This window comes from Escherichia sp. WS1118 (genome assembly GCF_046487695.1).
In the GTDB taxonomy this organism is placed as follows: Bacteria; Pseudomonadota; Gammaproteobacteria; order Enterobacterales; family Enterobacteriaceae; genus Escherichia; species Escherichia coli.
This window is the reverse complement of record NZ_JBJQIZ010000005.1, coordinates 229,091-253,629: the sequence shown is the minus strand read 5'-3', so window position 1 is coordinate 253,629 and position 24,539 is coordinate 229,091. Positions and strand designations below refer to the sequence as shown.

Annotated in this window: 24 protein-coding genes; 17 read left to right on the top strand and 7 right to left on the bottom strand. The window is 49.4% G+C overall.

Annotated features, from left to right (window positions below; all coding sequences use genetic code 11):
- The first annotated feature begins 56 nt into the window (after positions 1-56).
- Both mipA and yeaE read left to right on the top strand, forming a co-directional pair.
- Entirely contained in the window at positions 57-803 is a 747-nt protein-coding gene (gene mipA / locus ACJHYO_RS11505; protein ID WP_000163771.1) for a scaffolding protein MipA, read from the top strand.
- An 89-nt stretch (positions 804-892) separates the two neighbouring features.
- A complete protein-coding gene (gene yeaE / locus ACJHYO_RS11500; RefSeq protein ID WP_001296125.1) occupies positions 893-1,747 on the top strand; it encodes a methylglyoxal reductase YeaE in 855 nt (284 codons plus the stop codon).
- Positions 1,748-1,797: 50 nt separating this feature from the next.
- Here the strand turns inward: yeaE and ACJHYO_RS11495 are convergent, their stop codons facing one another.
- The gene (locus ACJHYO_RS11495; protein WP_085455371.1) at positions 1,798-2,682 is read right to left on the bottom strand and encodes a D-hexose-6-phosphate mutarotase; all 885 of its coding nucleotides are present in this window, start codon (positions 2,680-2,682) and stop codon (positions 1,798-1,800) included.
- Positions 2,683-2,765: 83 nt separating this feature from the next.
- A complete protein-coding gene (gapA, locus tag ACJHYO_RS11490; protein WP_000153502.1) occupies positions 2,766-3,761 on the bottom strand; it encodes a glyceraldehyde-3-phosphate dehydrogenase in 996 nt (331 codons plus the stop codon).
- Between the two features lie 341 nt (positions 3,762-4,102).
- Between gapA and msrB the strand changes: the two genes are divergently transcribed.
- The 10 genes from msrB to ACJHYO_RS11440 all read left to right on the top strand — a co-directional run bounded on the left by msrB (position 4,103) and on the right by ACJHYO_RS11440 (position 13,912).
- Positions 4,103-4,516 (top strand): peptide-methionine (R)-S-oxide reductase MsrB, encoded by a 414-nt coding sequence (gene msrB / locus ACJHYO_RS11485; RefSeq protein ID WP_001284618.1) that lies wholly within the window; start codon positions 4,103-4,105, stop codon positions 4,514-4,516.
- 41 nt (positions 4,517-4,557) lie between these two features.
- On the top strand, positions 4,558-4,830 hold the full coding sequence (locus tag ACJHYO_RS11480; RefSeq protein WP_001046792.1) for a YeaC family protein: 273 nt from the start codon (positions 4,558-4,560) through the stop codon (positions 4,828-4,830).
- Positions 4,831-5,199: 369 nt separating this feature from the next.
- Positions 5,200-6,276, top strand: coding sequence for a zinc-binding dehydrogenase (locus ACJHYO_RS11475; protein ID WP_000645203.1), 1,077 nt, complete (start codon positions 5,200-5,202; stop codon positions 6,274-6,276).
- Positions 6,277-6,302: 26 nt separating this feature from the next.
- The gene (locus tag ACJHYO_RS11470; protein WP_085455370.1) at positions 6,303-7,682 is read left to right on the top strand and encodes an MFS transporter; all 1,380 of its coding nucleotides are present in this window, start codon (positions 6,303-6,305) and stop codon (positions 7,680-7,682) included.
- 16 nt (positions 7,683-7,698) lie between these two features.
- Positions 7,699-8,742, top strand: a complete 1,044-nt coding sequence (locus tag ACJHYO_RS11465; protein WP_000798120.1) for an NAD(P)-dependent alcohol dehydrogenase — start codon at positions 7,699-7,701, stop codon at positions 8,740-8,742.
- Between the two features lie 20 nt (positions 8,743-8,762).
- Positions 8,763-9,599: a ketose-bisphosphate aldolase gene (locus ACJHYO_RS11460; protein ID WP_000878891.1), complete on the top strand. Its 837-nt coding sequence runs from the start codon at positions 8,763-8,765 to the stop codon at positions 9,597-9,599.
- Between the two features lie 4 nt (positions 9,600-9,603).
- Complete coding sequence (locus tag ACJHYO_RS11455) at positions 9,604-10,551, top strand: sugar kinase (protein WP_001298227.1); 948 nt, start codon at positions 9,604-9,606, stop codon at positions 10,549-10,551.
- Between the two features lie 9 nt (positions 10,552-10,560).
- The gene (gene ydjG, locus ACJHYO_RS11450; protein WP_000723717.1) at positions 10,561-11,541 is read left to right on the top strand and encodes an NADH-dependent methylglyoxal reductase; all 981 of its coding nucleotides are present in this window, start codon (positions 10,561-10,563) and stop codon (positions 11,539-11,541) included.
- 136 nt (positions 11,542-11,677) lie between these two features.
- On the top strand, positions 11,678-12,436 hold the full coding sequence (locus tag ACJHYO_RS11445; protein WP_000719088.1) for a DeoR/GlpR family DNA-binding transcription regulator: 759 nt from the start codon (positions 11,678-11,680) through the stop codon (positions 12,434-12,436).
- Between the two features lie 117 nt (positions 12,437-12,553).
- Positions 12,554-13,912, top strand: coding sequence for an MFS transporter (locus ACJHYO_RS11440; protein ID WP_085455369.1), 1,359 nt, complete (start codon positions 12,554-12,556; stop codon positions 13,910-13,912).
- Positions 13,913-14,004: 92 nt separating this feature from the next.
- On the opposite strand, the gene pncA is transcribed toward ACJHYO_RS11440, so the two are convergent.
- The 3 genes from pncA to sppA form a co-directional block, all read right to left on the bottom strand.
- Positions 14,005-14,646 (bottom strand): bifunctional nicotinamidase/pyrazinamidase, encoded by a 642-nt coding sequence (pncA, locus tag ACJHYO_RS11435; RefSeq protein WP_021531350.1) that lies wholly within the window; start codon positions 14,644-14,646, stop codon positions 14,005-14,007.
- 10 nt (positions 14,647-14,656) lie between these two features.
- Positions 14,657-15,673: an asparaginase gene (gene ansA / locus ACJHYO_RS11430; protein WP_001170162.1), complete on the bottom strand. Its 1,017-nt coding sequence runs from the start codon at positions 15,671-15,673 to the stop codon at positions 14,657-14,659.
- Between the two features lie 166 nt (positions 15,674-15,839).
- A complete protein-coding gene (sppA, locus tag ACJHYO_RS11425) occupies positions 15,840-17,696 on the bottom strand; it encodes a signal peptide peptidase SppA (RefSeq protein ID WP_033807373.1) in 1,857 nt (618 codons plus the stop codon).
- A gap of 160 nt (positions 17,697-17,856) precedes the next feature.
- Here sppA and ACJHYO_RS11420 point away from each other — a divergent pair, with 160 nt between their 5' ends.
- The 3 genes from ACJHYO_RS11420 to topB all read left to right on the top strand — a co-directional run bounded on the left by ACJHYO_RS11420 (position 17,857) and on the right by topB (position 21,528).
- The gene (locus ACJHYO_RS11420; RefSeq protein ID WP_000339292.1) at positions 17,857-18,408 is read left to right on the top strand and encodes an NAD(P)H nitroreductase; all 552 of its coding nucleotides are present in this window, start codon (positions 17,857-17,859) and stop codon (positions 18,406-18,408) included.
- A 116-nt stretch (positions 18,409-18,524) separates the two neighbouring features.
- On the top strand, positions 18,525-19,568 hold the full coding sequence (gene selD / locus ACJHYO_RS11415; protein WP_001298241.1) for a selenide, water dikinase SelD: 1,044 nt from the start codon (positions 18,525-18,527) through the stop codon (positions 19,566-19,568).
- Positions 19,569-19,572: 4 nt separating this feature from the next.
- Complete coding sequence (topB, locus tag ACJHYO_RS11410; RefSeq protein ID WP_001337807.1) at positions 19,573-21,528, top strand: DNA topoisomerase III; 1,956 nt, start codon at positions 19,573-19,575, stop codon at positions 21,526-21,528.
- 76 nt (positions 21,529-21,604) lie between these two features.
- Here topB and gdhA read toward each other — a convergent pair whose 3' ends face one another.
- Positions 21,605-22,948, bottom strand: coding sequence for an NADP-specific glutamate dehydrogenase (gene gdhA, locus ACJHYO_RS11405; protein ID WP_340531900.1), 1,344 nt, complete (start codon positions 22,946-22,948; stop codon positions 21,605-21,607).
- Between the two features lie 235 nt (positions 22,949-23,183).
- Between gdhA and ACJHYO_RS11400 the strand changes: the two genes are divergently transcribed.
- On the top strand, positions 23,184-23,456 hold the full coding sequence (locus ACJHYO_RS11400; RefSeq protein WP_000085248.1) for a YnjH family protein: 273 nt from the start codon (positions 23,184-23,186) through the stop codon (positions 23,454-23,456).
- Here ACJHYO_RS11400 and nudG read toward each other — a convergent pair.
- Complete coding sequence (gene nudG / locus ACJHYO_RS11395; protein ID WP_000781864.1) at positions 23,422-23,829, bottom strand: CTP pyrophosphohydrolase; 408 nt, start codon at positions 23,827-23,829, stop codon at positions 23,422-23,424. The genes ACJHYO_RS11400 and nudG overlap by 35 nt on opposite strands.
- Positions 23,830-23,915: 86 nt before the next feature.
- Between nudG and ACJHYO_RS11390 the strand changes: the two genes are divergently transcribed.
- The gene (locus tag ACJHYO_RS11390; protein ID WP_001313900.1) at positions 23,916-24,536 is read left to right on the top strand and encodes a CDP-alcohol phosphatidyltransferase family protein; all 621 of its coding nucleotides are present in this window, start codon (positions 23,916-23,918) and stop codon (positions 24,534-24,536) included.
- The last annotated feature ends 3 nt before the right edge of the window (positions 24,537-24,539 follow it).

Below are 24,539 nucleotides of genomic sequence, written 5' to 3'. Positions count from 1 at the left end.
GTATTGACGGGTAAACTTTGTCGCCCGCTAAACATTTGTTTAAGGAATGATTAATTGTGACCAAACTCAAACTTCTGGCACTTGGAGTGCTTATCGCAACGTCTGCAGGCGTAGCGCACGCTGAAGGTAAATTTTCCCTGGGCGCAGGCGTAGGTGTCGTTGAACACCCATATAAAGATTACGATACCGATGTTTACCCAGTACCGGTAATCAACTATGAAGGCGATAACTTCTGGTTCCGTGGCTTAGGTGGTGGTTACTACCTGTGGAATGACGCAACGGACAAACTTTCAATTACCGCTTACTGGTCGCCGCTTTACTTCAAAGCTAAAGACAGTGGCGATCACCAAATGCGTCACCTGGATGACCGTAAGAGCACCATGATGGCTGGTCTGTCTTATGCTCACTTTACCCAGTACGGTTACCTGCGTACCACCCTGGCTGGCGATACCCTGGATAACAGCAACGGCATCGTCTGGGATATGGCCTGGTTGTATCGTTACACCAACGGTGGCCTGACCGTGACTCCGGGTATTGGTGTGCAGTGGAACAGCGAAAACCAGAACGAATACTATTATGGCGTATCGCGCAAAGAGTCCGCTCGCAGCGGTCTGCGTGGCTATAACCCGAACGACAGCTGGAGCCCTTACCTGGAGCTGAGCGCCAGCTACAACTTCCTCGGTGACTGGAGTGTTTACGGTACCGCGCGCTACACCCGTCTGTCTGATGAAGTTACTGACAGCCCAATGGTGGATAAATCCTGGACTGGCCTGATTTCTACCGGGATCACCTACAAATTCTGATAATGCATTTTTCCAGGGCATTTTGTGCATAAAAACAGGGCGTAATGCCCTGTTTTGCATTACGGTGGTGCAATACCTGGGAGGAAGCAATGCAACAAAAAATGATTCAATTTAGTGGTGATGTCTCACTGCCAGCCATAGGGCAGGGAACATGGTATATGGGCGAAGATGCCAGTCAGCGTAAAACAGAAGTTGCTGCACTACGCGCGGGCATTGAACTCGGTTTAACCCTCATTGATACCGCCGAAATGTATGCCGATGGCGGTGCCGAAAAAGTGGTTGGGGAAGCATTAATCGGTCTGCGTGAGAACGTCTTTCTCGTCTCTAAAGTCTATCCGTGGAATGCTGGCGGGCAAAAAGCGATAAATGCATGCGAAGCCAGTTTACGCCGTCTCAATACTGATTACCTCGATCTCTACTTATTACACTGGTCTGGCAGTTTCGCTCTCGAAGAGACTGTCGCAGCGATGGAAAAATTGATCGCCCAGGGAAAAATCCGCCGCTGGGGCGTTTCTAACCTTGATTATGCCGATATGCAGGAACTCTGGCAGCTGCCGGGGGGAAATCAGTGTGCCACTAATCAGGTGCTTTACCATCTCGGTTCACGAGGGATTGAGTACGATCTACTTCCCTGGTGCCAGAAACAGCAGATGCCGGTGATGGCTTACAGTCCATTAGCTCAGGCCGGGCGGTTGCGCAATGGACTGTTAAAAAACGCGGTAGTCAACGAAATTGCACATGCTCACAATATCAGTGCGGCACAAGTATTGTTGGCGTGGGTAATCAGCCATCAGGGTGTGATGGCGATTCCAAAAGCGGCAACTGTCGCACATGTCCAACAAAATGCGGCTGTGCTTGAGGTTGAACTTTCGTCAGCGGAATTAGTTATGCTGGATAAAGCGTATCCGGCACCAAAAGGAAAAACTGCGCTGGATATGGTGTGATGTTGATACGTGCCGGATGCATCGCACCCGGCACACAATATTAACGCAAATTAACGTTTCGCAACGCGAATGGATTGCGCCAGATGTGCAGATTTCTCTTTGGTGACTTTTTGCGTTTCTGAAGCGTAAGCCGTTTCTACACAAACAAAGGTCTTGTAGCCATCATCCGGCATATCGCCCATGCTAACTGAAAGCGCCGGTCCTGGGTTCCAGCCTACAACGTTCAGATGATGCTGGTGGCCTACGGCGATAATACGATTCAGCGCTTCGTCATTAATTACGCTGCAATCTTGCGGATTCAGATACACGCGATCGGTACGGTCAGGGAAGGTCTGAATACCGTCGGTCAGTACATCTTCTTTCGCGTCATTTACTTTATCAATGAAGCGATCGCCTAGTCCACTGACGCTTACCTTAGCGATATCACCCACGTTAAAGTAGGTATGCAGAGCAGAGGTAGTTTCAAATTCGCCGTGTGCTTCAAGATCGATTTCACAGGTTTTACCCACGTGGAAATGCGCTAACAGCGTAAAGTCGTGCGGCCAGAATTTTTTCGTCTCTTCGCTTTGTGTCAATTCAAAAGTCAGCGCTACGCCATCAGTATCTTCACGATGTGATTTCAGCGTCCACGGCAGGTTGCGGGCAAAACCGTGCGCAGGCAGACCTTGTTGTGCAGCCGGACCAAACCACGGCCAGCAAACCGGTATGCCACCGCGAATGGCGACGCCATTTTTGAACGGTGTGTTGTTACTCAACCACAGAACTTCTTCTTCACCCGCAGGTTTCCACGAGAGAAGGTGTGCGCCCTGTAATGCAAAAGAGGCTTTTACCTGGGGATGATCGACCACAATGAGGTCCAGTTCATCCAGTTTACGACGGGAGAGGACAGGGGAGATTTGTTCGATGACCGGAAGGGCAAAAATTTTCTTAATCATGACGCAGTCCTTTAACTTCATTTTATCAGGTAAAAAAAAGAGCGACCGAAGTCGCTCTTTTTAGATCACAGAGTCATCTCAACTTATTTGGAGATGTGAGCGATCAGGTCCAGAACTTTGTTGGAGTAACCGGTTTCGTTGTCGTACCAGGATACCAGTTTCACGAAGTTGTCGTTCAGAGCGATACCCGCTTTAGCATCGAACACGGAAGTGCAAACTTCGCCGTTGAAATCGGTAGATACTACGTCATCTTCGGTGTAGCCCAGAACGCCTTTCATTTCGCCTTCAGCAGCAGCTTTAACGGCAGCTTTGATCTGCTCGTAAGTTGCAGCTTTTTCCAGACGAACGGTCAGGTCAACTACGGATACGTTCGGGGTCGGAACGCGGAACGCCATACCAGTCAGTTTGCCATTCAGTTCTGGCAGTACTTTACCTACAGCTTTAGCAGCACCGGTAGAAGACGGGATGATGTTCTGGGAAGCGCCGCGGCCGCCGCGCCAGTCTTTGTGAGACGGGCCATCAACGGTTTTCTGAGTAGCGGTAGTAGCGTGAACGGTGGTCATCAGACCTTCGATGATGCCGAAGTTATCGTTGATAACTTTAGCCAGCGGAGCCAGGCAGTTGGTGGTGCAGGAAGCGTTGGAAACGATGTCCTGGCCAGCATATTTGTCGAAGTTAGCGCCTTTAACGAACATCGGAGTGTTGTCTTTAGACGGACCAGTCATAACCACTTTCTTCGCACCAGCGGTGATGTGTTTACGAGCAGTTTCGTCAGTCAGGAACAGACCAGTTGCTTCAGCGACAACGTCAACACCAACTTCGTCCCATTTCAGGTTAGCCGGATCACGTTCAGCGGTAACACGGATTTTTTTACCGTTAACGATCAGATGACCGTCTTTCACTTCAACGGTACCGTCGAAACGGCCGTGAGTGGAGTCATATTTCAGCATGTATGCCATGTAATCAGCGTCTAACAGGTCGTTGATTGCAACGATCTCGATGTCAGAACGTTTCTGAGCAGCACGGAAAACAATGCGACCGATACGGCCAAAACCGTTGATACCTACTTTGATAGTCATATATTCCACCAGCTATTTGTTAGTGAATAAAAGGTTGCCTGTAAAATTACAAAAACCTTACGCAGCGTCAAGCGGAATCGTGTCAATCATTGCGACAAATCAATCCTGTGCCTAAGCATTACGCGACTGACTCGCCTCACTCTTCCTTTGGGCTTGAGACCACATGGGGTCGGCGCCCCGAATTTTAAAGGGCAATTACGATAAAAATGTGATTTTCATCACGATTTAGGTGCAGCCATTTCGTCGAGATCAAGTTTAGGACAAAATTTTGCCAGTTGGTGTTAATGTTTTGTTAGAATCAGTCACGTAATGTGAGCACGATTAAAGTGAGATGTGAGCAAATGGCTAATAAACCTTCGGCAGAAGAACTGAAAAAAAATTTGTCCGAGATGCAGTTCTACGTGACGCAGAATCATGGGACAGAACCGCCATTTACGGGTCGTTTACTGCATAACAAGCGTGACGGCGTATATCACTGTTTGATCTGCGATGCCCCGCTGTTTCATTCCCAAACCAAGTATGATTCCGGCTGTGGCTGGCCCAGTTTCTACGAACCGGTGAGTGAAGAATCTATTCGTTATATCAAAGACTTGTCACATGGAATGCAGCGCATAGAAATTCGTTGCGGTAACTGCGATGCCCATCTGGGCCATGTCTTCCCTGACGGGCCGCAGCCAACGGGCGAACGTTATTGTGTTAACTCTGCTTCTTTACGCTTCACTGATGGCGAAAACGGCGAAGAAATCAACGGTTGAAAAAACGATTCAGCAACTTATTCCACAGGAGCGGAAAAATTATGAATCTTGATGACATTATCAACAGCATGACGCCTGAGGTATACCAGCGTTTGTCGACCGCCGTTGAACTGGGGAAATGGCCTGATGGCGTTACGTTGACCGAGGAACAAAAAGAGAACTGCCTGCAACTGGTGATGCTGTGGCAAGCCCGCCATAATACCGAAGCACAGCATATGACAATTGACACAAATGGTCAGATGGTCATGAAGAGCAAACAGCAGTTAAAAGAAGATTTTGGTATCTCAGCAAAGCCTATTGCCATGTTTAAGTAAGTGGTTTATCCCCTTTTTGCCGCGGTTATAAAGGGGATAGCCAACAATGACCCCACGACTCATCTCAATTATCTCGCCCCGACCTGGCTAAGTCCCAGTCCGATCTCTTGCAGTCGCGTTCACACCTGAATGACTTCTCCTGAACTTAAGTCTCAGGCCTATTTGGCCGGGAATCCCTCTCGAATTTGCTCTTTTTGCGTCCCGCCTTCCATCAACCTGTAACAGCCCCAGCCATTTTCTGCGTAATTGTGATCCAAGTTGTAAAACGCAGATCATTATCTGTGTTTTACAGATTTGATGTTGACCTCAAAAATCATGTGGGTAAGTATGATGACCATCTAAGCAAAACAAAACACAGAGGATGACGCAATGAAAGCACTGGCTCGGTTTGGCAAGGCCTTTGGCGGCTACAAGATGATTGATGTCCCACAACCCATTTGTGGCCCGGAAGATGTCGTGATTGAAATTAAAGCCGCGGCAATCTGCGGCGCAGACATGAAGCACTACAATGTCGATAGCGGTTCTGATGAGTTTAACTCTATCCGCGGCCATGAGTTCGCAGGTTGTATTGCGCAGGTTGGTGAAAAAGTCAAAGACTGGAAAGTGGGGCAACGCGTCGTGTCGGATAACAGCGGTCACGTTTGCGGTGTTTGCCCGGCCTGTGAACAAGGTGATTTTCTGTGTTGTACAGAAAAAGTAAACCTTGGTCTGGATAACAATACCTGGGGCGGTGGTTTTTCCAAATATTGTCTTGTTCCTGGTGAAATTCTCAAAATTCATCGTCATGCGTTGTGGGAAATCCCTGATGGTGTTGATTATGAGGACGCAGCCGTACTTGACCCTATTTGTAATGCCTACAAATCCATCGCGCAGCAATCGAAATTCCTCCCTGGTCAGGATGTGGTCGTCATCGGCACTGGCCCACTCGGGCTGTTCTCCGTACAAATGGCGCGGATTATGGGGGCGGTAAATATCGTCGTCGTTGGTCTACAAGAAGATGTGGCGGTCCGCTTCCCGGTTGCAAAAGAACTGGGTGCGACGGCAGTAGTAAATGGTTCTACCGAAGATGTGGTGGCGCGCTGCCAGCAAATTTGTGGCAAAGACAATCTGGGACTGGTGATTGAATGCTCCGGTGCCAATATCGCACTGAAACAAGCCATCGAAATGCTCCGTCCGAACGGGGAAGTGGTACGCGTTGGAATGGGCTTCAAACCTCTTGATTTCTCGATTAATGACATTACCGCCTGGAACAAAAGCATCATTGGGCATATGGCCTATGACTCCACCTCATGGCGTAACGCTATCAGGCTATTAGCCAGCGGCGCGATCAAAGTCAAACCGATGATCACGCATCGTATCGGCCTGTCGCAATGGCGCGAAGGGTTTGATGCGATGGTCGATAAAACTGCAATCAAAGTGATCATGACTTACGACTTTGATGAATAACTACTCTCCTGAAGGAACGTTATCGCATGGAACAGATAACAAAACCGCATTGTGGTGCACGGCTGGATCGCTTACCGGATTGCCGCTGGCATTCGTCAATGTTTGCCATCGTCGCGTTTGGCTTGCTTGTCTGCTGGAGTAATGCCGTTGGTGGCTTGATCCTCGCGCAGCTGAAAGCGTTGGGCTGGACAGATAATTCCACCACTGCCACATTCTCAGCAATCACGACCGCCGGAATGTTTCTCGGTGCGCTGATGGGCGGCATCATCGGTGACAAAACCGGTCGCAGAAATGCGTTTATCCTCTATGAGGCCATTCATATTGCTTCGATGGTTGTCGGTGCTTTCTCACCGAATATGGATTTCCTTATTGCCTGCCGTTTTGTGATGGGCGTTGGGCTGGGAGCTTTACTGGTTACACTGTTTGCTGGTTTCACCGAATATATGCCCGGAAGAAATCGCGGAACGTGGTCCAGTCGGGTTTCCTTTATTGGTAACTGGTCATATCCGCTCTGTTCATTGATTGCGATGGGACTCACGCCGCTGATTAGTGCAGAGTGGAACTGGCGGGTACAACTGCTTATCCCTGCAATATTGTCACTTATCGCTACGGCGCTGGCCTGGCGCTACTTTCCTGAATCCCCGCGCTGGCTGGAATCGCGCGGACGGTATCAGGAAGCCGAGAAAGTCATGCGGAGTATAGAAGAAGGCGTCATACGCCAGACGGGTAAACCTTTGCCGCCTGTGGTTATTGCTGATGACGGTAAAGCACCACAAGCGGTGCCGTATTCAGCCTTACTGACAGGAGTATTACTGAAACGCGTGATATTAGGCTCTTGTGTGCTGATTGCCATGAACGTTGTGCAGTACACACTAATTAACTGGTTGCCAACGATATTCATGACCCAGGGAATTAATTTAAAAGACTCGATTGTTTTAAATACCATGAGTATGTTTGGCGCGCCATTTGGTATTTTTATTGCCATGCTGGTGATGGATAAAATTCCGCGTAAAACAATGGGTGTGGGGCTATTAATCCTGATTGCGGTGCTCGGATATATCTATTCACTGCAAACCAGTATGTTGCTCATAACGCTGATTGGTTTCTTCCTGATTACTTTCGTCTATATGTACGTTTGCTATGCCTCGGCAGTGTATGTCCCTGAGATCTGGCCGACAGAGGCCAAACTCCGTGGCTCCGGTCTGGCGAATGCGGTAGGGCGAATCAGTGGTATTGCCGCGCCTTATGCCGTTGCAGTGCTGCTCAGTAGTTATGGCGTAACGGGAGTCTTTATTCTTCTGGGGGCTGTTTCAATTATTGTCGCAATTGCTATCGCCACCATTGGAATTGAAACCAAAGGTGTCTCCGTTGAAAGTTTAAGTATTGATGCAGTAGCCAATAAATAATACTGGTGGATTCAAAATGAAAAATTCAAAAGCAATATTGCAGGTGCCGGGCACAATGAAAATTATTTCAGCAGAAATACCTGTGCCTAAAGAAGATGAAGTTTTGATTAAAGTGGAATATGTCGGTATTTGTGGTTCAGATGTACATGGTTTTGAATCAGGCCCGTTTATTCCGCCTAAAGACCCAAATCAAGAAATTGGCCTGGGTCATGAATGTGCCGGGACGGTTGTGGCTGTGGGAAGCCGCGTGCGCAAATTTAAACCGGGGGATCGGGTAAATATCGAACCTGGCGTTCCTTGCGGTCACTGTCGTTACTGTCTGGAAGGCAAATATAACATCTGCCCGGACGTTGATTTTATGGCGACACAACCCAACTACCGCGGCGCATTAACGCACTATCTGTGTCATCCGGAGAGCTTTACTTACAAACTGCCAGACAATATGGACACGATGGAAGGGGCGCTGGTGGAGCCTGCCGCAGTCGGGATGCATGCCGCGATGCTGGCAGATGTTAAACCTGGTAAGAAGATAATTATTCTGGGAGCGGGTTGTATTGGTTTGATGACGTTGCAAGCGTGCAAATGCCTGGGAGCAACGGAAATTGCCGTCGTTGATGTGCTGGAAAAACGTCTGACAATGGCGGAACAGCTCGGCGCGACAGTGGTTATTAACGGCGCAAAAGAAGACACTATTGCACGCTGTCAGCAATTTACCGAAGACATGGGCGCAGATATTGTTTTTGAAACAGCGGGTTCTGCGGTCACCGTTAAACAGGCACCTTATCTGGTCATGCGCGGCGGTAAAATTATGATTGTTGGTACTGTACCCGGCGATTCGGCAATCAATTTCCTCAAAATCAATCGCGAAGTCACTATCCAGACGGTATTCCGCTATGCCAATCGTTATCCGGTCACGATTGAAGCTATTTCCTCAGGGCGATTCGATGTGAAATCGATGGTGACGCATATTTACGATTATCGGGATGTACAACAGGCATTTGAAGAGTCAGTTAACAACAAACGCGACATTATTAAAGGCGTTATTAAAATTAGCGATTAATTAATACGGGAGAACAGAACATGCTCGCAGATATCAGATATTGGGAAAACGATGCCACAAATAAACATTATGCAATTGCCCATTTTAACGTATGGAATGCAGAAATGTTGATGGGCGTTATCGACGCAGCCGAAGAAGCGAAATCACCGGTTATTATTTCTTTTGGCACAGGTTTTGTCGGCAACACCTCATTTGAAGATTTCTCTCACATGATGGTATCAATGGCACAAAAAGCAACGGTGCCGGTAATAACTCATTGGGATCATGGTCGGAGTATGGAGATTATTCATAACGCCTGGACTCATGGTATGAATTCATTAATGCGTGATGCTTCTGCATTTGATTTCGAAGAAAATATTCGTTTAACCAAAGAGGCTGTTGATTTCTTCCATCCGCTGGGTATTCCGGTAGAGGCGGAATTAGGGCATGTTGGTAATGAAACCGTTTATGAGGAAGCGCTGGCGGGCTATCACTATACCGATCCTGACCAGGCGGCTGAATTTGTTGAACGTACGGGCTGTGACTCATTGGCTGTCGCCATCGGCAACCAGCATGGGGTTTATACGTCAGAGCCACAATTGAACTTTGAGGTCGTCAAACGCGTACGCGATGCTGTTTCTGTTCCGCTGGTTTTGCATGGCGCATCAGGGATCAGTGATGCCGACATTAAAACTGCAATTTCGTTGGGTATTGCGAAAATCAACATTCATACGGAGCTCTGTCAGGCCGCAATGGTAGCAGTGAAAGAAAACCAGGATCAGCCTTTCCTGCATTTAGAACGTGAAGTGCGTAAAGCTGTAAAAGAACGGGCATTGGATAAAATTAAACTGTTCGGTTCTGATGGCAAAGCGGAATAATAATATGGATAATCTCGACGTTATTTGTATAGGTGCCGCTATTGTTGATATTCCATTGCAACCGGTCAGTAAAAATATCTTTGATGTGGATTCTTATCCTCTTGAAAGAATCGCAATGACCACCGGGGGGGATGCAATAAATGAAGCAACAATTATTTCTCGTCTGGGCCATCGCACAGCATTAATGAGTCGTATTGGTAAAGATGCCGCAGGGCAATTTATTCTCGACCATTGCCGCAAAGAGAATATTGATATTCAAAGCCTGAAGCAGGACGTCAGCATAGATACCTCTATTAACGTTGGACTGGTGACGGAGGATGGCGAGCGGACCTTTGTCACAAACCGTAACGGCAGTCTGTGGAAATTGAATATTGACGATGTTGATTTTGCGCGGTTTTCTCAGGCGAAATTATTATCACTGGCCAGTATTTTCAACAGTCCTCTATTGGATGGTAGAGCGCTAACAGAAATTTTTACGCAAGCTAAAGCCCGGCAGATGATTATCTGTGCCGATATGATCAAACCGCGGTTGAATGAAACGCTGAATGATATTTGCGAAGCATTGAGTTATGTCGATTATCTGTTTCCTAATTTTGCCGAGGCAAAATTACTCACCGGGAAAGAGACACTGGATGAAATTGCTGACTGCTTTCTTGCGTGCGGCGTAAAAACGGTGGTGATTAAAACGGGTAAAGACGGCTGCTTTATCAAGCGTGGTGACATGACGATGAAGGTGCCGGCGGTCGCAGGAATAACCGCCATCGACACCATTGGTGCGGGCGATAACTTTGCTTCAGGTTTTATTGCAGCACTGTTAGAAGGTAAAAATCTGCGTGAATGCGCACGCTTTGCCAATGCAACGGCGGCTATCTCGGTTCTAAGCATCGGCGCCACCACCGGTGTAAAAAACAGAAAGCTGGTCGAACAATTGCTGGAAGAATACGAAGGATAATGAAGGCAAATGAAAAAGATACCTTTAGGCACAACGGATATAACGCTTTCGCGAATGGGGTTGGGGACATGGGCCATTGGCGGCGGTCCTGCATGGAATGGCGATCTCGATCGACAAATATGCATTGATACGATTCTTGAAGCCCATCGTTGCGGCATTAACCTGATTGATACTGCGCCAGGATATAACTTTGGCAATAGTGAAGTTATCGTTGGTCAGGCGTTAAAAAAACTGCCCCGTGAACAGGTTGTAGTAGAAACCAAATGCGGCATTGTCTGGGAACGAAAAGGGAGTTTATTCAACAAAGTTGGCGATCGGCAGTTGTATAAAAACCTTTCTCCGGAATCTATCCGCGAAGAGGTAGAAGCCAGCTTGCAACGTCTGGGTATTGATTACATCGATATCTACATGACGCACTGGCAGTCGGTGCCGCCATTTTTTACGCCGATAGCTGAAACTGTCGCAGTGCTTAATGCGTTAAAGGCCGAAGGGAAAATTCGCGCTATAGGCGCTGCTAACGTCGATGCTGACCATATCCGCGAGTATCTGCAACATGGTGAACTGGATATTATTCAGGCGAAATACAGTATCCTCGACCGGGCAATGGAAAACGAACTGCTGCCGCTATGTCGTGATAATGGCATTGTGGTACAGGTCTACTCTCCGCTAGAGCAGGGATTGTTGACCGGGACCATCACGCGTGATTACGTTCCGGGCGGCGCTCGGGCAAATAAAGTCTGGTTCCAGCGTGAAAACATGCTGAAAGTGATTGATATGCTTGAACAGTGGCAGCCACTCTGTGCTCGTTATCAGTGCACAATTCCCACTCTGGCACTGGCGTGGATATTAAAACAGAGTGATTTAATCTCCATTCTTAGTGGGGCTACTGCGCCGGAACAGGTACGTGAAAATGTCGCGGCACTGAATATCAACTTATCGGATGCAGACGCAACATTGATGAGGGAAATGGCAGAGGCCCTGGAGCGTTAAATACTCAACACGATTCACCTCTGTTTCTGTGAAAACTGTGATGAAAATCTGTGATTCAAACAGGTTATTTTGAAAGTAAACATCGGTTATGCGATAATTGCGCTAATGTGATGTAAAAAGATACAGGGGTGTAATCGTGGCGGCAAAAGACAGGATTCAGGCAATTAAGCAAATGGTTGCCAACGATAAAAAGGTGACAGTCTCAAATTTGAGTGGGATTTTTCAGGTAACCGAAGAAACCATTCGCCGCGATCTTGAGAAGTTGGAAGATGAAGGCTTTTTGACCAGAACCTATGGTGGTGCTGTTTTAAATACAGCGATGTTGACGGAGAATATCCATTTTTATAAGCGCGCTTCATCGTTTTATGAAGAGAAGCAGCTTATTGCACGCAAGGCACTCCCCTTTATCGACAATAAAACCACCATGGCAGCCGATTCCAGTAGTACCGTAATGGAATTGCTCAAATTGTTACAGGACCGTAGTGACCTGACGTTGCTAACCAACTCGGCGGAAGCGATTCATGTTCTGGCTCAGTCAGAAATTAAAGTCGTTTCAACGGGTGGGGAACTAAACAAAAATACACTTTCACTGCAAGGAAGAATTACTAAAGAGATCATCAGCCGCTACCATGTCGATATCATGGTAATGAGTTGTAAAGGTCTTGATATTAACAGCGGCGCGCTGGACTCTAATGAAGCGGAAGCTGAAATCAAAAAGACAATGATCCGTCAGGCGACAGAAGTTGCGTTATTGGTTGATCACTCTAAGTTTGATCGCAAAGCTTTTGTCCAGTTAGCTGACTTTAGTCATATTAATTACATAATAACTGATAAATCACCGGGTGCAGAGTGGATAGCATTTTGCAAAGACAATAATATCCAGCTGGTGTGGTAATTTAAGCACACATTGTCAATATTATTTGTTCCTGCGCCTGGAAATAAAATGATGATAAAGATGCGGCAAGTGAATTTGCCGCAATTGCTACCTTTTTTAGCAAATCCGAGGCACCCAATGGAACAATATGATCAAATTGGCGCAAGACTGGACCGCTTGCCTTTGGCCCGGTTTCATTATCGTATATTTGGTATAATAAGCTTTAGTCTGTTATTAACGGGGTTTTTGAGTTACTCCGGTAATGTCGTCTTAGCAAAGCTGGTAAGCAATGGATGGTCAAATAATTTCCTCAATGCCGCCTTTACCTCGGCATTAATGTTTGGTTATTTCATCGGCTCTCTTACCGGTGGGTTTATTGGTGACTACTTTGGGCGGCGCAGGGCGTTTCGCATAAATCTTCTCATCGTCGGTATTGCGGCAACAGGGGCCGCTTTTGTCCCTGATATGTACTGGCTCATCTTCTTTCGCTTCCTGATGGGAACAGGAATGGGGGCGCTGATTATGGTTGGCTATGCCTCATTTACGGAGTTTATCCCCGCGACGGTGCGTGGAAAATGGTCCGCGCGGCTCTCATTTGTTGGTAACTGGTCGCCCATGCTGTCTGCGGCGATAGGCGTGGTGGTTATCGTTTTTTTTAGTTGGCGGATAATGTTTCTGCTGGGCGGTATTGGCATACTGTTAGCCTGGTTTCTCTCAGGTAAATACTTTATTGAGTCGCCACGATGGCTGGCAGGGAAAGGGCAAATCGCAGGTGCAGAAAGCCAACTTCGTGAAGTAGAGCAGCAAATTGAAAGAGAGAAGAGTATTCGTTTACCCCCGCTTACTTTGAACCAGAGCAACAGCAAGGTTAAGGTAATCAAGGGTACCTTCTGGCTGCTGTTTAAAGGGGAAATGTTACGACGTACATTAGTCGCGATTACTGTTTTAATTGCAATGAACATTTCGCTTTATACCATCACCGTATGGATACCGACCATATTTGTTAACTCCGGCATTGATGTTGATAAATCAATATTAATGACCGCTGTTATTATGATTGGCGCTCCGGTAGGGATATTTATTGCGGCATTAATTATTGATCATTTTCCTCGTCGATTATTTGGCTCTGCCTTACTTATTATTATTGCTGTGTTAGGCTATATCTATTCAATTCAAACTACAGAGTGGGCGATTTTAATCTATGGCCTGGTGATGATCTTCTTTTTATACATGTATGTGTGCTTCGCGTCGGCGGTTTATATCCCGGAACTTTGGCCAACGCATTTACGCCTGCGTGGTTCGGGTTTCGTTAATGCCGTCGGACGGATCGTCGCAGTCTTCACGCCCTATGGCGTTGCGACACTATTAACGCATTATGGGTCGATCACGGTGTTTATGGTGCTTGGTGTCATGTTAGTGCTCTGTGCGCTGGTTCTCTCCATTTTTGGCATCGAAACGCGGAAGGTGTCGCTGGAAGAGATTTCTGAGGTGAATTAAATCTTTCGTTGATGGCGTCAATTACCAGATGTATCACTGATGTGTTTTATCTGGCCTACAATGCCAGTACAGAATTGTAGGCCAGCGTAAAATTACTCCCGCGTTTCTTCCCAGTCTGCCAGCGTATATAGCGTTGCCCCAGCTGCTGACATCTCCATAAACGCGTGCGCACTGTCCTGTGGCTGGATATTCACGCCACGACAACCATCGGTAATCACGTTCACCTTATAACCTAACTGTAACGCGTCCAGCACGGTAAACTTAACGCAATAGTCAGTAGCCAGACCCATAACGATCAATTCATTGATTACATGAGCGCGCAACCAGTCATCGAGCGCAGTTTTCTGCCGACGGCCGTTATCAAAAAAGGCACTGTAACTGTCAACTAAAGGATTTTCGCCTTTATGGAACACCGCTGCGATCGCTTTTTGCTTCAGTAACGGATGTAATTGTGCGCCTTCACTGTTCTGCACACAGTGATCGGGCCAGAAGGTTTGTGGCAAACCGTCGAGTTGGCCCGGCGTATAAGGCTCTACACCGTGCTGACTGGCAAAACTGCCGTGATTCGCCGGGTGCCAGTCCTGACTGGCGATAACCGCTTCACCGCGCGACTGGCACCAGTCAATCAGGCGGTTAGCGACATCCACCGTACTGTCACCTTCCGGCACGGCGAGCGCGCCACCAGCACAGAAATCATTTTGTAAATCGACCAGTAACAGGGCGCGAGGGGGCATTGCAGTCTCCTTAATCATCCGGCGTCAGTTCGCCACGCAGGTTTTGGCTCATGGCCTTGCGAATGGTTTCAGTATCAAGTTCCTGGCTAAGCAGGTAATGCAGTTTGGTTAGCGTGGCTTCTACAGTCATATCTGCACCGCCAATAACGCCGGCATGGGCGAGGGCGTTACCAGTGGCATAACCACCCATGTTCACTTTACCGGACATACATTGTGTCAGGTTGACCACCACAATACCGCGATCGCTGGCTTCTTGTAATTCCTGCAGGAAGGCTTTGTTTTGTGGCGCATTACCCACGCCATATGAGCGCAGAATCAATGCTTTCACAGGTTGGCGCAGAAAATTGCGCACGACGTCAGCAGAAATCCCCGGATAAATCGTCACTACGCCAATTGGTTGCGGCGTGATTGGATGAACGATCAATTCCCCTTCACCGTGCGGGGCGGGTGGCGTATTCAAACGACGAATATGGATACCTGCTTCCAGTAACGGAGGAAGGTTTGGAGAGGCAAACGCATCAAAACCATCGGCATGGGCTTTGGTGGTTCGGTTGCCACGATACAGTCGATTATTAAAAAAGAGAGTTACTTCGTTGATAGGATAATTCGCCGCAACGTACAACGCATTCAGTAGATTAATTTGTCCGTCAGAGCGTAACTCAGCCAGCGGGATTTGTGACCCTGTCACAATGACCGGTTTACCGAGATTCTCGAGCATGAACGACAGTGCAGAGGCGGTATACGCCATCGTGTCTGTGCCGTGCAGAATGACAAAACCATCATAGTCGTCATAGTGCGCTTTAATATCTTCAGCAATATGCTGCCAGTCTTCTGGCGTCATATCAGAAGAATCCATCAATGGCGTATATTCATGAATGGTGAAATCTGGCATCTCCGGGCGATGGAATTCCGGCATCAGCGCCAGTTGGCGTTGTAGATGACCTGACACCGGAATATAACCCTGCTCGGAACGCTGCATCCCGATGGTCCCGCCCGTGTAGGCGACGTAAATTGATTTCTTTTGCATGATATTGATATGAATGATATCGAAAGAGCAAAAGTATATACGTGAGGCAGGGGGAGCGCACCTGATACTATGAGGATAAGGAAATATGTGGCGAGACAGCGGGAAGAGGATTCGTCGACGTAAAAAGTAATGTGGCCGACGATCTGTCGGCCACTTAGTACAAGACTTAACGCACGTTGGCGCAGGTCAGGCAAAACGCATAACGGTTTTGTGGGTCGTTAAACGCGGCCAGCTTGTCGCTTTCACTTTTAACGGTAGAGGCTACCGAGGCCAGCGGTGCAGGTAACATGGCCTGGAACGCATCTGGCAACATTGCCCGGACAGAACCAGACATGTTGTCCATCACTTTGTCGAAGAAGGTCGGTTCATCAACGTAGTATTCCAGATGCCACTGTTTCACTTTTGCCAGCTCTGCTGCTTTGGCGACCGCATCATCGAAATCCCCGAGACTATCGACCAGCCCGTTAGCTTTTGCATCCTGACCGGTCCAGACGTGACCCTGGGCGATTTTATCAATCTGCTCCGGCGTTGAATGACGCGCATCAGCAACCAGCGTGATAAAGCGTTTATAGCCATTCTCAATGCTTAACTGCATCATCTGCTGCGCTTCCGGCGGCAGTGCCTTGGTGATAGAAACATCTGCCAGCGGTGAAGTTGAGACACCATCAGTATGAACACCAATCGAATCCAGACTATTTTCTACGGTGGTGATCACGCCGAAGATACCGATAGAACCGGTCAGGGTGCTGGGGTTAGCCACAATGTAATTAGCTGGTGTGGAAATCCAGTAACCACCAGATGCCGCCATGCCGCCCATCGATACAACCACAGGCTTACCCGCTGCCCGGGCTGCTGCCAGTTCAGCGCGAATCACTTCAGACGCGGTAACGCTGCCGCCGGGACTATTAACACGCAGAACAATCGCTTTCACTTTCGGGTCAAGGCGAGCGTCGCGGATTTGTGCCGCAGTGGTATCACCGCCAACATTCCCCTGAGTTTCCTCGCCATCCATAATTGCGCCATTAGCGAAGACGACACCGATACTGTCACCGGTATCTGCCGGCGTTTTCAATGCGTAATCGTAATAACTGATGGCGCGATAATTTTTATCAGTTTTACTCCAGCCGAACTCTTTGGTCAGAGTTTTTTCGATTTCGGCACTCGATGCCAGTGCATCGACCAGCTTGTTTTCCAGCGCATATTTCGCGGTATCGCCACCGGTTTTGGTTAAACCCTCAAGCAACCCTTGCGCACCAGGGAATACCTGCTGAGCAGGGATCTGGCGGTTAGCAGCAACAGTATTCAGATAGTTTTGCCACAGCTCACCAATCCAGCGGCTGTCAGCTTCGCGGGCTGCCGACGACATATCATCACGAATAAACGGTTCAACGGCAGATTTATACGTACCCACGCGGAACACATGGGTGGAAACTTTCAGCTTATCCAGTAACGATTTGTAGTACAGACCGTTGGTGGCAAAGCCGTGCAGATCAACCACGCCTTGCGGAGACAGCCAAATTTTATTGGCGAAACTGGCGAGATAATATTGCCCCTGGCTGTAGTTCTCGCCAACGGCATAAACCGGTTTCCCGCTATCACGAAACTCTTTCAGAGCTTTGCCGATGTACTGCATAGACGGCTGGTCGCCGCCTGCGAAGTTTTTCAGATCCATCACAATACCGGTGATATTGCGGTCGTCCTTCGCCTGGCGAATGGTGTTGACGATATCAAACAGTGAGTTTTCCTGCAGACGATCGGAACTGGCACCAAGCAGCTGGCGGCTTAATTTACTAAACCGCTGAGAACTGTCGGGTTTATCGACGATCACACCAGAAATGTCCAGCAGCAGTGCGCCACGACTGGCCGTTTCTTTCGAATCACCACCACTGACCTGCATCCAGATCCCCACACCAACCAGCACGAGAAAAATAAAGAACAGGTTAAGTACCATTTCACGGACGAAATTCAGCAGACGCCACGTCCATTTAAAAAATCCGGCAATAAATCGCCAAAGGGTTCGCATGTATTCTCCCAACTTAAGGTCACACCTGTTTCAGGCGCAATAGATGTGGTTATCGTAATGACCCAACCGGCACTTGTCAGCAGGAATTGCGGACTGGGCTGTAACAAAATCCACTCTCGTGTTAATTTTGTGAATAAATATCATGACAGGAGTTAATCAAATGGATGCACTCGAACTATTGATCAATCGCCGTAGCGCCTCCCGCCTGGCTGAACCCGCGCCAACGGGTGAACAACTGCAAAACATCCTGCGTGCGGGTATGCGTGCGCCGGACCATAAGTCCATGCAACCGTGGCATTTCTTTGTGATTGAAGGGGAAGGGCGCGAGCGTTTCAGCGCTGTACTGGAGCAGGGGGCGATTGCTGCCGGTAGTGATAACAAAGCAATCGACAAAGCGCGTAATGCGCCGTTCCGCGCACCGCTCATCATAACGGTGGTGGCGAAATGCGAAGAAAATCATAAAGTCCCGCGCTGGGAACAGGAAATGTCTGCGGGATGCGCGGTCATGGCGATGCAAATGGCAGCAGTTGCCCAGGGGTTTGGCGGCATCTGGCGCAGTGGTGCATTAACTGAAAGTCCGGTAGTGCGTGAAGCATTCGGTTGCCGTGAGCAGGATAAAATTGTCGGTTTTCTCTACCTCGGTACGCCGCAGTTGAAAGCATCTACGTCGATAAACGTCCCGGACCCGACGCCGTTTGTGACTTATTTCTGATAATTGTCGCGAAACTGTCTGGATTGTGAGCAAAGGCGCAGGAATTCAGACACTCTCACTTATCACTTCATGGAATGAGGGTTACCATACCCGGATTGCATTGACAGGAGATGTCCATGAGCGAGAACTCGATTCGTTTGACCCAATACAGCCACGGCGCTGGTTGCGGCTGTAAAATTTCCCCAAAAGTGTTGGAAACCATCCTGCACAGTGAGCAGGCGAAGTTTGTTGATCCGAATTTGCTTGTGGGTAATGAAACCCGCGACGATGCGGCGGTGTACGATCTGGGCAATGGCACCAGCGTTATCAGTACCACCGACTTCTTTATGCCGATCGTTGATAATCCTTTCGATTTTGGCCGCATTGCGGCGACTAACGCCATCAGCGATATCTTTGCTATGGGCGGCAAACCGATTATGGCGATTGCGATCCTCGGCTGGCCGATTAACAAACTTTCCCCGGAAATTGCCCGCGAAGTGACCGAAGGTGGACGCTATGCATGCCGTCAGGCGGGTATTGCGCTGGCTGGCGGTCACTCCATCGATGCGCCGGAGCCGATTTTTGGTCTGGCGGTAACGGGGATCGTACCGACCGAGCGGGTGAAGAAAAACAGTACCGCACAAGCCGGATGCAAACTGTTCCTGACGAAACCGCTGGGGATTGGCGTTCTTACCACGGCTGAGAAAAAATCACTGCTGAAACCAGAACATCAGGGACTGGCGACGGAAGTGATGTGCCGGATGAACATCGCAGGCGCGTCCTTTGCCAACATCGAAGGCGTAAAAGCGATGACCGACGTTACGGGTTTTGGTTTGCTGGGGCATTTAAGCGAAATGTGTCAGGGCGCAGGTGTGCAGGCGCGCGTCGACTATGACGCGATCCCGAAATTGCCGGGGGTTGAAGAGTACATTAAGTTGGGCGCAGTGCCTGGCGGCACCGAACGTAACTTTGCCAGCTACGGTCATCTGATGGGTGAAATGCCGCGTGAAGTGCGCGATCTGCTGTGCGATCCGCAAACTTCTGGCGGTTTGCTGCTGGCGGTCATGCCGGAAGCAGAAAATGAGGTCAAAGCTACAGCCGCCGAGTTTGGCATTGAACTGACGGCGATTGGCGAACTGGTGCCAGCGCGCGGCGGTCGTGCCATGGTTGAGATCCGTTAATTCAATGCGGTTGTTTATTGCCGAAAAACCGAGTCTGGCGCGCGCCATTGCTGATGTCCTGCCTAAACCGCACCGGAAAGGCGATGGCTTTATCGAGTGCGGTAATGGTCAGGTGGTGACCTGGTGTATCGGTCACCTGCTTGAGCAGGCGCAGCCAGACGCCTACGACAGCCGCTATGCGCGCTGGAATCTTGCGGATTTGCCGATTGTCCCGGAAAAGTGGCAATTACAGCCCCGACCCTCCGTGACTAAACAACTTAATGTCATCAAACGCTTCCTGCATGAAGCCAGCGAAATCGTTCACGCCGGAGACCCGGATCGCGAAGGGCAACTGCTGGTGGATGAAGTGCTGGACTACCTGCAACTGGCACCGGAAAAGCGCCAGCAGGTACAGCGTTGTTTGATAAACGACCTGAACCCGCAGGCGGTTGAGCGGGCGATCGATCGTCTTCGCTCCAATAGCGAGTTTGTACCGCTGTGCGTTTCTGCACTGGCGCGGGCGCGGGCTGACTGGCTGTACGGCATTAATATGACCCGTGCGTATACCATTCTCGGCCGCAATGCCGGTTATCAGGGCGTGCTTTCCGTGGGACGCGTGCAGACGCCCGTACTCGGACTGGTGGTGCGCCGCGACGAAGAGATTGAAAACTTCGTGGCGAAAGACTTCTTTGAAGTCAAAGCACATATCGTGACACCTGCCGATGAGCGGTTTACCGCTATCTGGCAACCGAGCGAAGCGTGTGAACCGTACCAGGATGAAGAAGGGCGCTTGTTACATCGTCCGCTGGCGGAGCATGTGGTTAACCGCATTAGTGGTCAACCAGCTATTGTCACCAGCTATAACGATAAACGGGAATCAGAATCCGCGCCGCTGCCTTTTTCGCTTTCGGCGTTGCAGATTGAAGCGGCTAAACGTTTTGGTCTGAGCGCGCAGAACGTGCTTGATATCTGCCAGAAGCTGTACGAAACGCACAAGCTAATCACTTATCCGCGTTCCGATTGCCGCTATTTGCCAGAAGAACATTTTGCCGGACGCCACGCGGTGATGAATGCTATCAGCGTTCATGCACCGGATCTGTTGCCGCAGCCAGTGGTAGATCCAGATATACGCAACCGCTGTTGGGATGACAAAAAGGTCGATGCGCACCACGCCATCATTCCGACCGCACGGAGTTCTGCGATCAACCTGACGGAGAACGAAGCGAAGGTCTATAACCTGATTGCCCGTCAGTACTTGATGCAGTTCTGCCCGGATGCGGTGTTCCGCAAGTGTGTTATCGAACTGGATATTGCCAAAGGCAAATTTGTCGCTAAAGCCCGTTTTCTTGCTGAAGCAGGCTGGCGCACGCTGTTAGGCAGCAAAGAGCGCGATGAAGAAAACGACGGCACGCCGCTGCCTGTGGTGGCGAAAGGCGATGAATTGTTGTGCGAAAAAGGCGAAGTGGTAGAGCGGCAAACCCAGCCGCCACGCCATTTTACCGATGCAACACTGCTTTCGGCGATGACCGGGATCGCACGCTTTGTGCAGGACAAAGATCTGAAAAAGATCCTTCGTGCGACCGATGGTTTGGGGACAGAAGCAACCCGTGCCGGGATTATTGAACTGTTGTTCAAGCGTGGTTTCCTGACCAAAAAAGGGCGCTATATCCACTCCACCGACGCCGGAAAAGCGCTATTCCATTCGCTGCCAGAAATGGCGACGCGACCGGACATGACCGCGCACTGGGAATCGGTGCTGACGCAAATCAGCGAAAAGCAGTGTCGCTATCAGGACTTTATGCAGCCGCTGGTGGGGACATTGTACCAGTTGATTGATCAGGCAAAGCGCACGTCGGTAAGGCAGTTTCGGGGAATAATGGCTCCCGGCGGTAGAGAAGGGAAGAAAAAGGATTCGCCACGCAAGAGAGCGCCGAAAAAAAGCCCGCCATCAGAAGAGGCGGGCAATGGAGTGATAATATAAAGGTTCTTTCAACCATCTGATACTGAAGATTTTTATGGTCGGATAAGGCGTTTGCGCTGTATCCGGCACAATTGTCTTAAATCACGCCCTGGCTTAACATCGCATCCGCAACCTTCACAAAACCGGCAATGTTCGCGCCCTGCACGTAGTTGGTTTGCTCACCTTCACCACCATGCTCAACACAGGCATGGTGGATATCCAGCATGATGTGATGCAAACGTGCGTCAACTTTCTCGGCTTTCCAGCCCAGGCGCGCAGCGTTTTGCGCCATTTCCAGGCCCGATGTTGCTACACCGCCAGCATTAGCCGCTTTACCCGGTGCAAACAGTACGCCTGCCTGCTGGAACAGTTCAGTCGCTTCGATGGTGGTCGGCATATTTGCCCCTTCGGCGACGGCTTTAACGCCATTGGCGATAAGCTGATGCGCGGCGTCAACATCCAGTTCGTTCTGGGTTGCGCAAGGCAGGGCGATATCAACCGGTACAGACCACGGTTGTTGGCCTTCGAGATAGACCAGACCAAATTCTTTGGCGTAATCTGCCACTCGACCATCGCGGCTGGCTTTGATTTCGATAAGACGCGCCAGTTTTTCTTTCGTGAATCCGCTTTCATCAACTACAGTGCCGCTGGAGTCTGACGCAGTGATCACTCGAGCACCAAATTCCATCGCTTTTTCGATAGCGTACTGGGCGACGTTGCCGGAGCCAGAAACGGAAACGCGCATTCTTTCAAAACCCATACCGTGGCGTTTTAGCATTGCTTCTGTGAAATAAACCAGACCGTAGCCGGTAGCTTCCGGGCGAATAAGACTGCCGCCAAATGAAAGGCCCTTACCGGTGAAGACGCAGGCGGTATTGTTGGAGAGCTTTTTCATCATCCCCGCCATAAAGCCGACTTCACGACCACCAACGCCGATATCACCTGCCGGAACGTCAGTATCCGCGCCCAGGTGGCGATACAGTTCAGTCATCAGCGCCTGGCAGAAACGCATAACTTCGCCTTCGCTTTTCCCTTTCGGATCAAAGTCGCTGCCGCCTTTACCACCGCCCATCGGTAGAGTAGTCAGGGCATTTTTGAAGGTTTGTTCGAAGCCGAGGAATTTGAGAATGGAGAGGTTAACTGACGGATGGAAGCGCATACCGCCTTTGTACGGGCCGATGGCAGAGCTGAACTGCACACGCCATGCACGGTTGACCTGCACCTGGTTGCGATCATCAACCCATACTACGCGAAATTGGATCACGCGCTCCGGTTCAACCAGACGCTCCAGTAATGACATCTGACGATATTTGGGATTTTGTTCAAGAAAAGGCCAGAGTGTGGTCATTACTTCACGAACGGCTTGCGCGAACTCGGTTTGATTCGGGTCGCGCTTTTGGACATGGTTGAGGAATGACTCCAGAGAATATGTCTGATCCATAGATATAAAACCCTTATATATTAATACGATTATGCTTATGTTGTTTATGTCATGTGCTTTTGCAGTTTTCGACTATACCATCAAGAATGTGACGGTAAGCAAGAAAAAAATGACCCAGGAAAGCAAATTAATAACGAGAGTAATCTCATAACCAAATGCGATAACTCAGACGCTAAAGTTTTGCCGCCCGGCTACCGTTATCTGTTGAAGAGACAATAACGTTAAGGAGTTCCCTGTGAGTCGAGCATTGATCGCCGTAGTATTAGCATTTCCATTAATTACACTGGCTAACCCGCATTATCATCCGGACGTGGAGGTAAACGTACCGCCAGAAGTGTTTAGTTCAGGCGGGCAGTCAGCGCAGCCCTGTACTCAGTGCTGCGTTTATCAGGATCAAAATTATTCTGAAGGGGCGGTAATTAAAGCCGAAGGAATACTGCTGCAATGCCAACGGGATGACAAAACCCTAAGCACTAATCCGCTGGTCTGGCGGCGCGTGAAGCCATAAACGCCTCTAATAATGGAATGTCAGCAGGGGCCAGCGGATATCGCAGCGCCTCTTCAGGTGAGCACCAGACCAGCGCCTGATGTTCATGTGCCTGTAACGTCCCGTGGAAGTCGGGTACGTGCCAGGCATGAAGATGGATAATCCGCCCCGAAACTTCTCGCTGATGGCTGGCAACATAGTCACCAACAGTTGCTTCGATGCCCAGTTCTTCGTTTAACTCACGCACCAGCGCCTGCCGCTGGCTTTCATCCGGCTCGACTTTACCACCGGCAAACTCCCATAATCCCGCCTGATCGCTATGGGCAGGGCGTTGCGCGAGTAAAATTTTGCCATCACGTTCGATGATGGCGGCAACAACTTCAATCATTTTCATAAATTACACACGGGCAGATAAGCGAAAAATGCCATAATATCCGCACTGTTGCTCAATCAGAAAGGCTTTATATTTAAGGAGTGCCTGTGCTAGACCGCCATCTTCATCCCCGGATTAAACCGTTGTTGCATCAGTGCGTGCGGGTTCTTGATAAACCGGGCATTACGCCAGATGGTTTAACATTAGTGGGATTTGCCATCGGCGTGCTGGCACTGCCTTTTCTGGCGCTGGGCTGGTATCTGGCGGCACTAGTCGCCATTTTGTTGAACAGGCTGCTTGATGGTCTGGACGGTGCGCTGGCGCGGCGCAGAGGGCTTACCGACGCGGGCGGCTTTCTCGATATTTCTCTCGATTTTCTTTTTTACGCGCTGGTGCCTTTTGGGTTTATCCTCGCCGCACCGGAGCAAAACGCCCTGGTAGGCGGCTGGCTGCTGTTTGCGTTTATCGGCACGGGCAGCAGTTTTCTCGCTTTTGCTGCGCTGGCGGCGAAACATCAGATTGATAATCCTGGTTATGCGCATAAATCGTTTTATTATCTGGGCGGGTTAACCGAAGGCAGCGAGACGATTTTGCTGTTTGTTCTGAGTTGCCTCTTTCCGGCCTGTTTTCCGTGGTTTGCGTGGGTATTTGGTGCGTTGTGCTGGATGACGACCTTTACGCGGGTGTGGAGTGGGTATCTGACGCTGAAGTCGCTCCAGCGTCAGTAATTG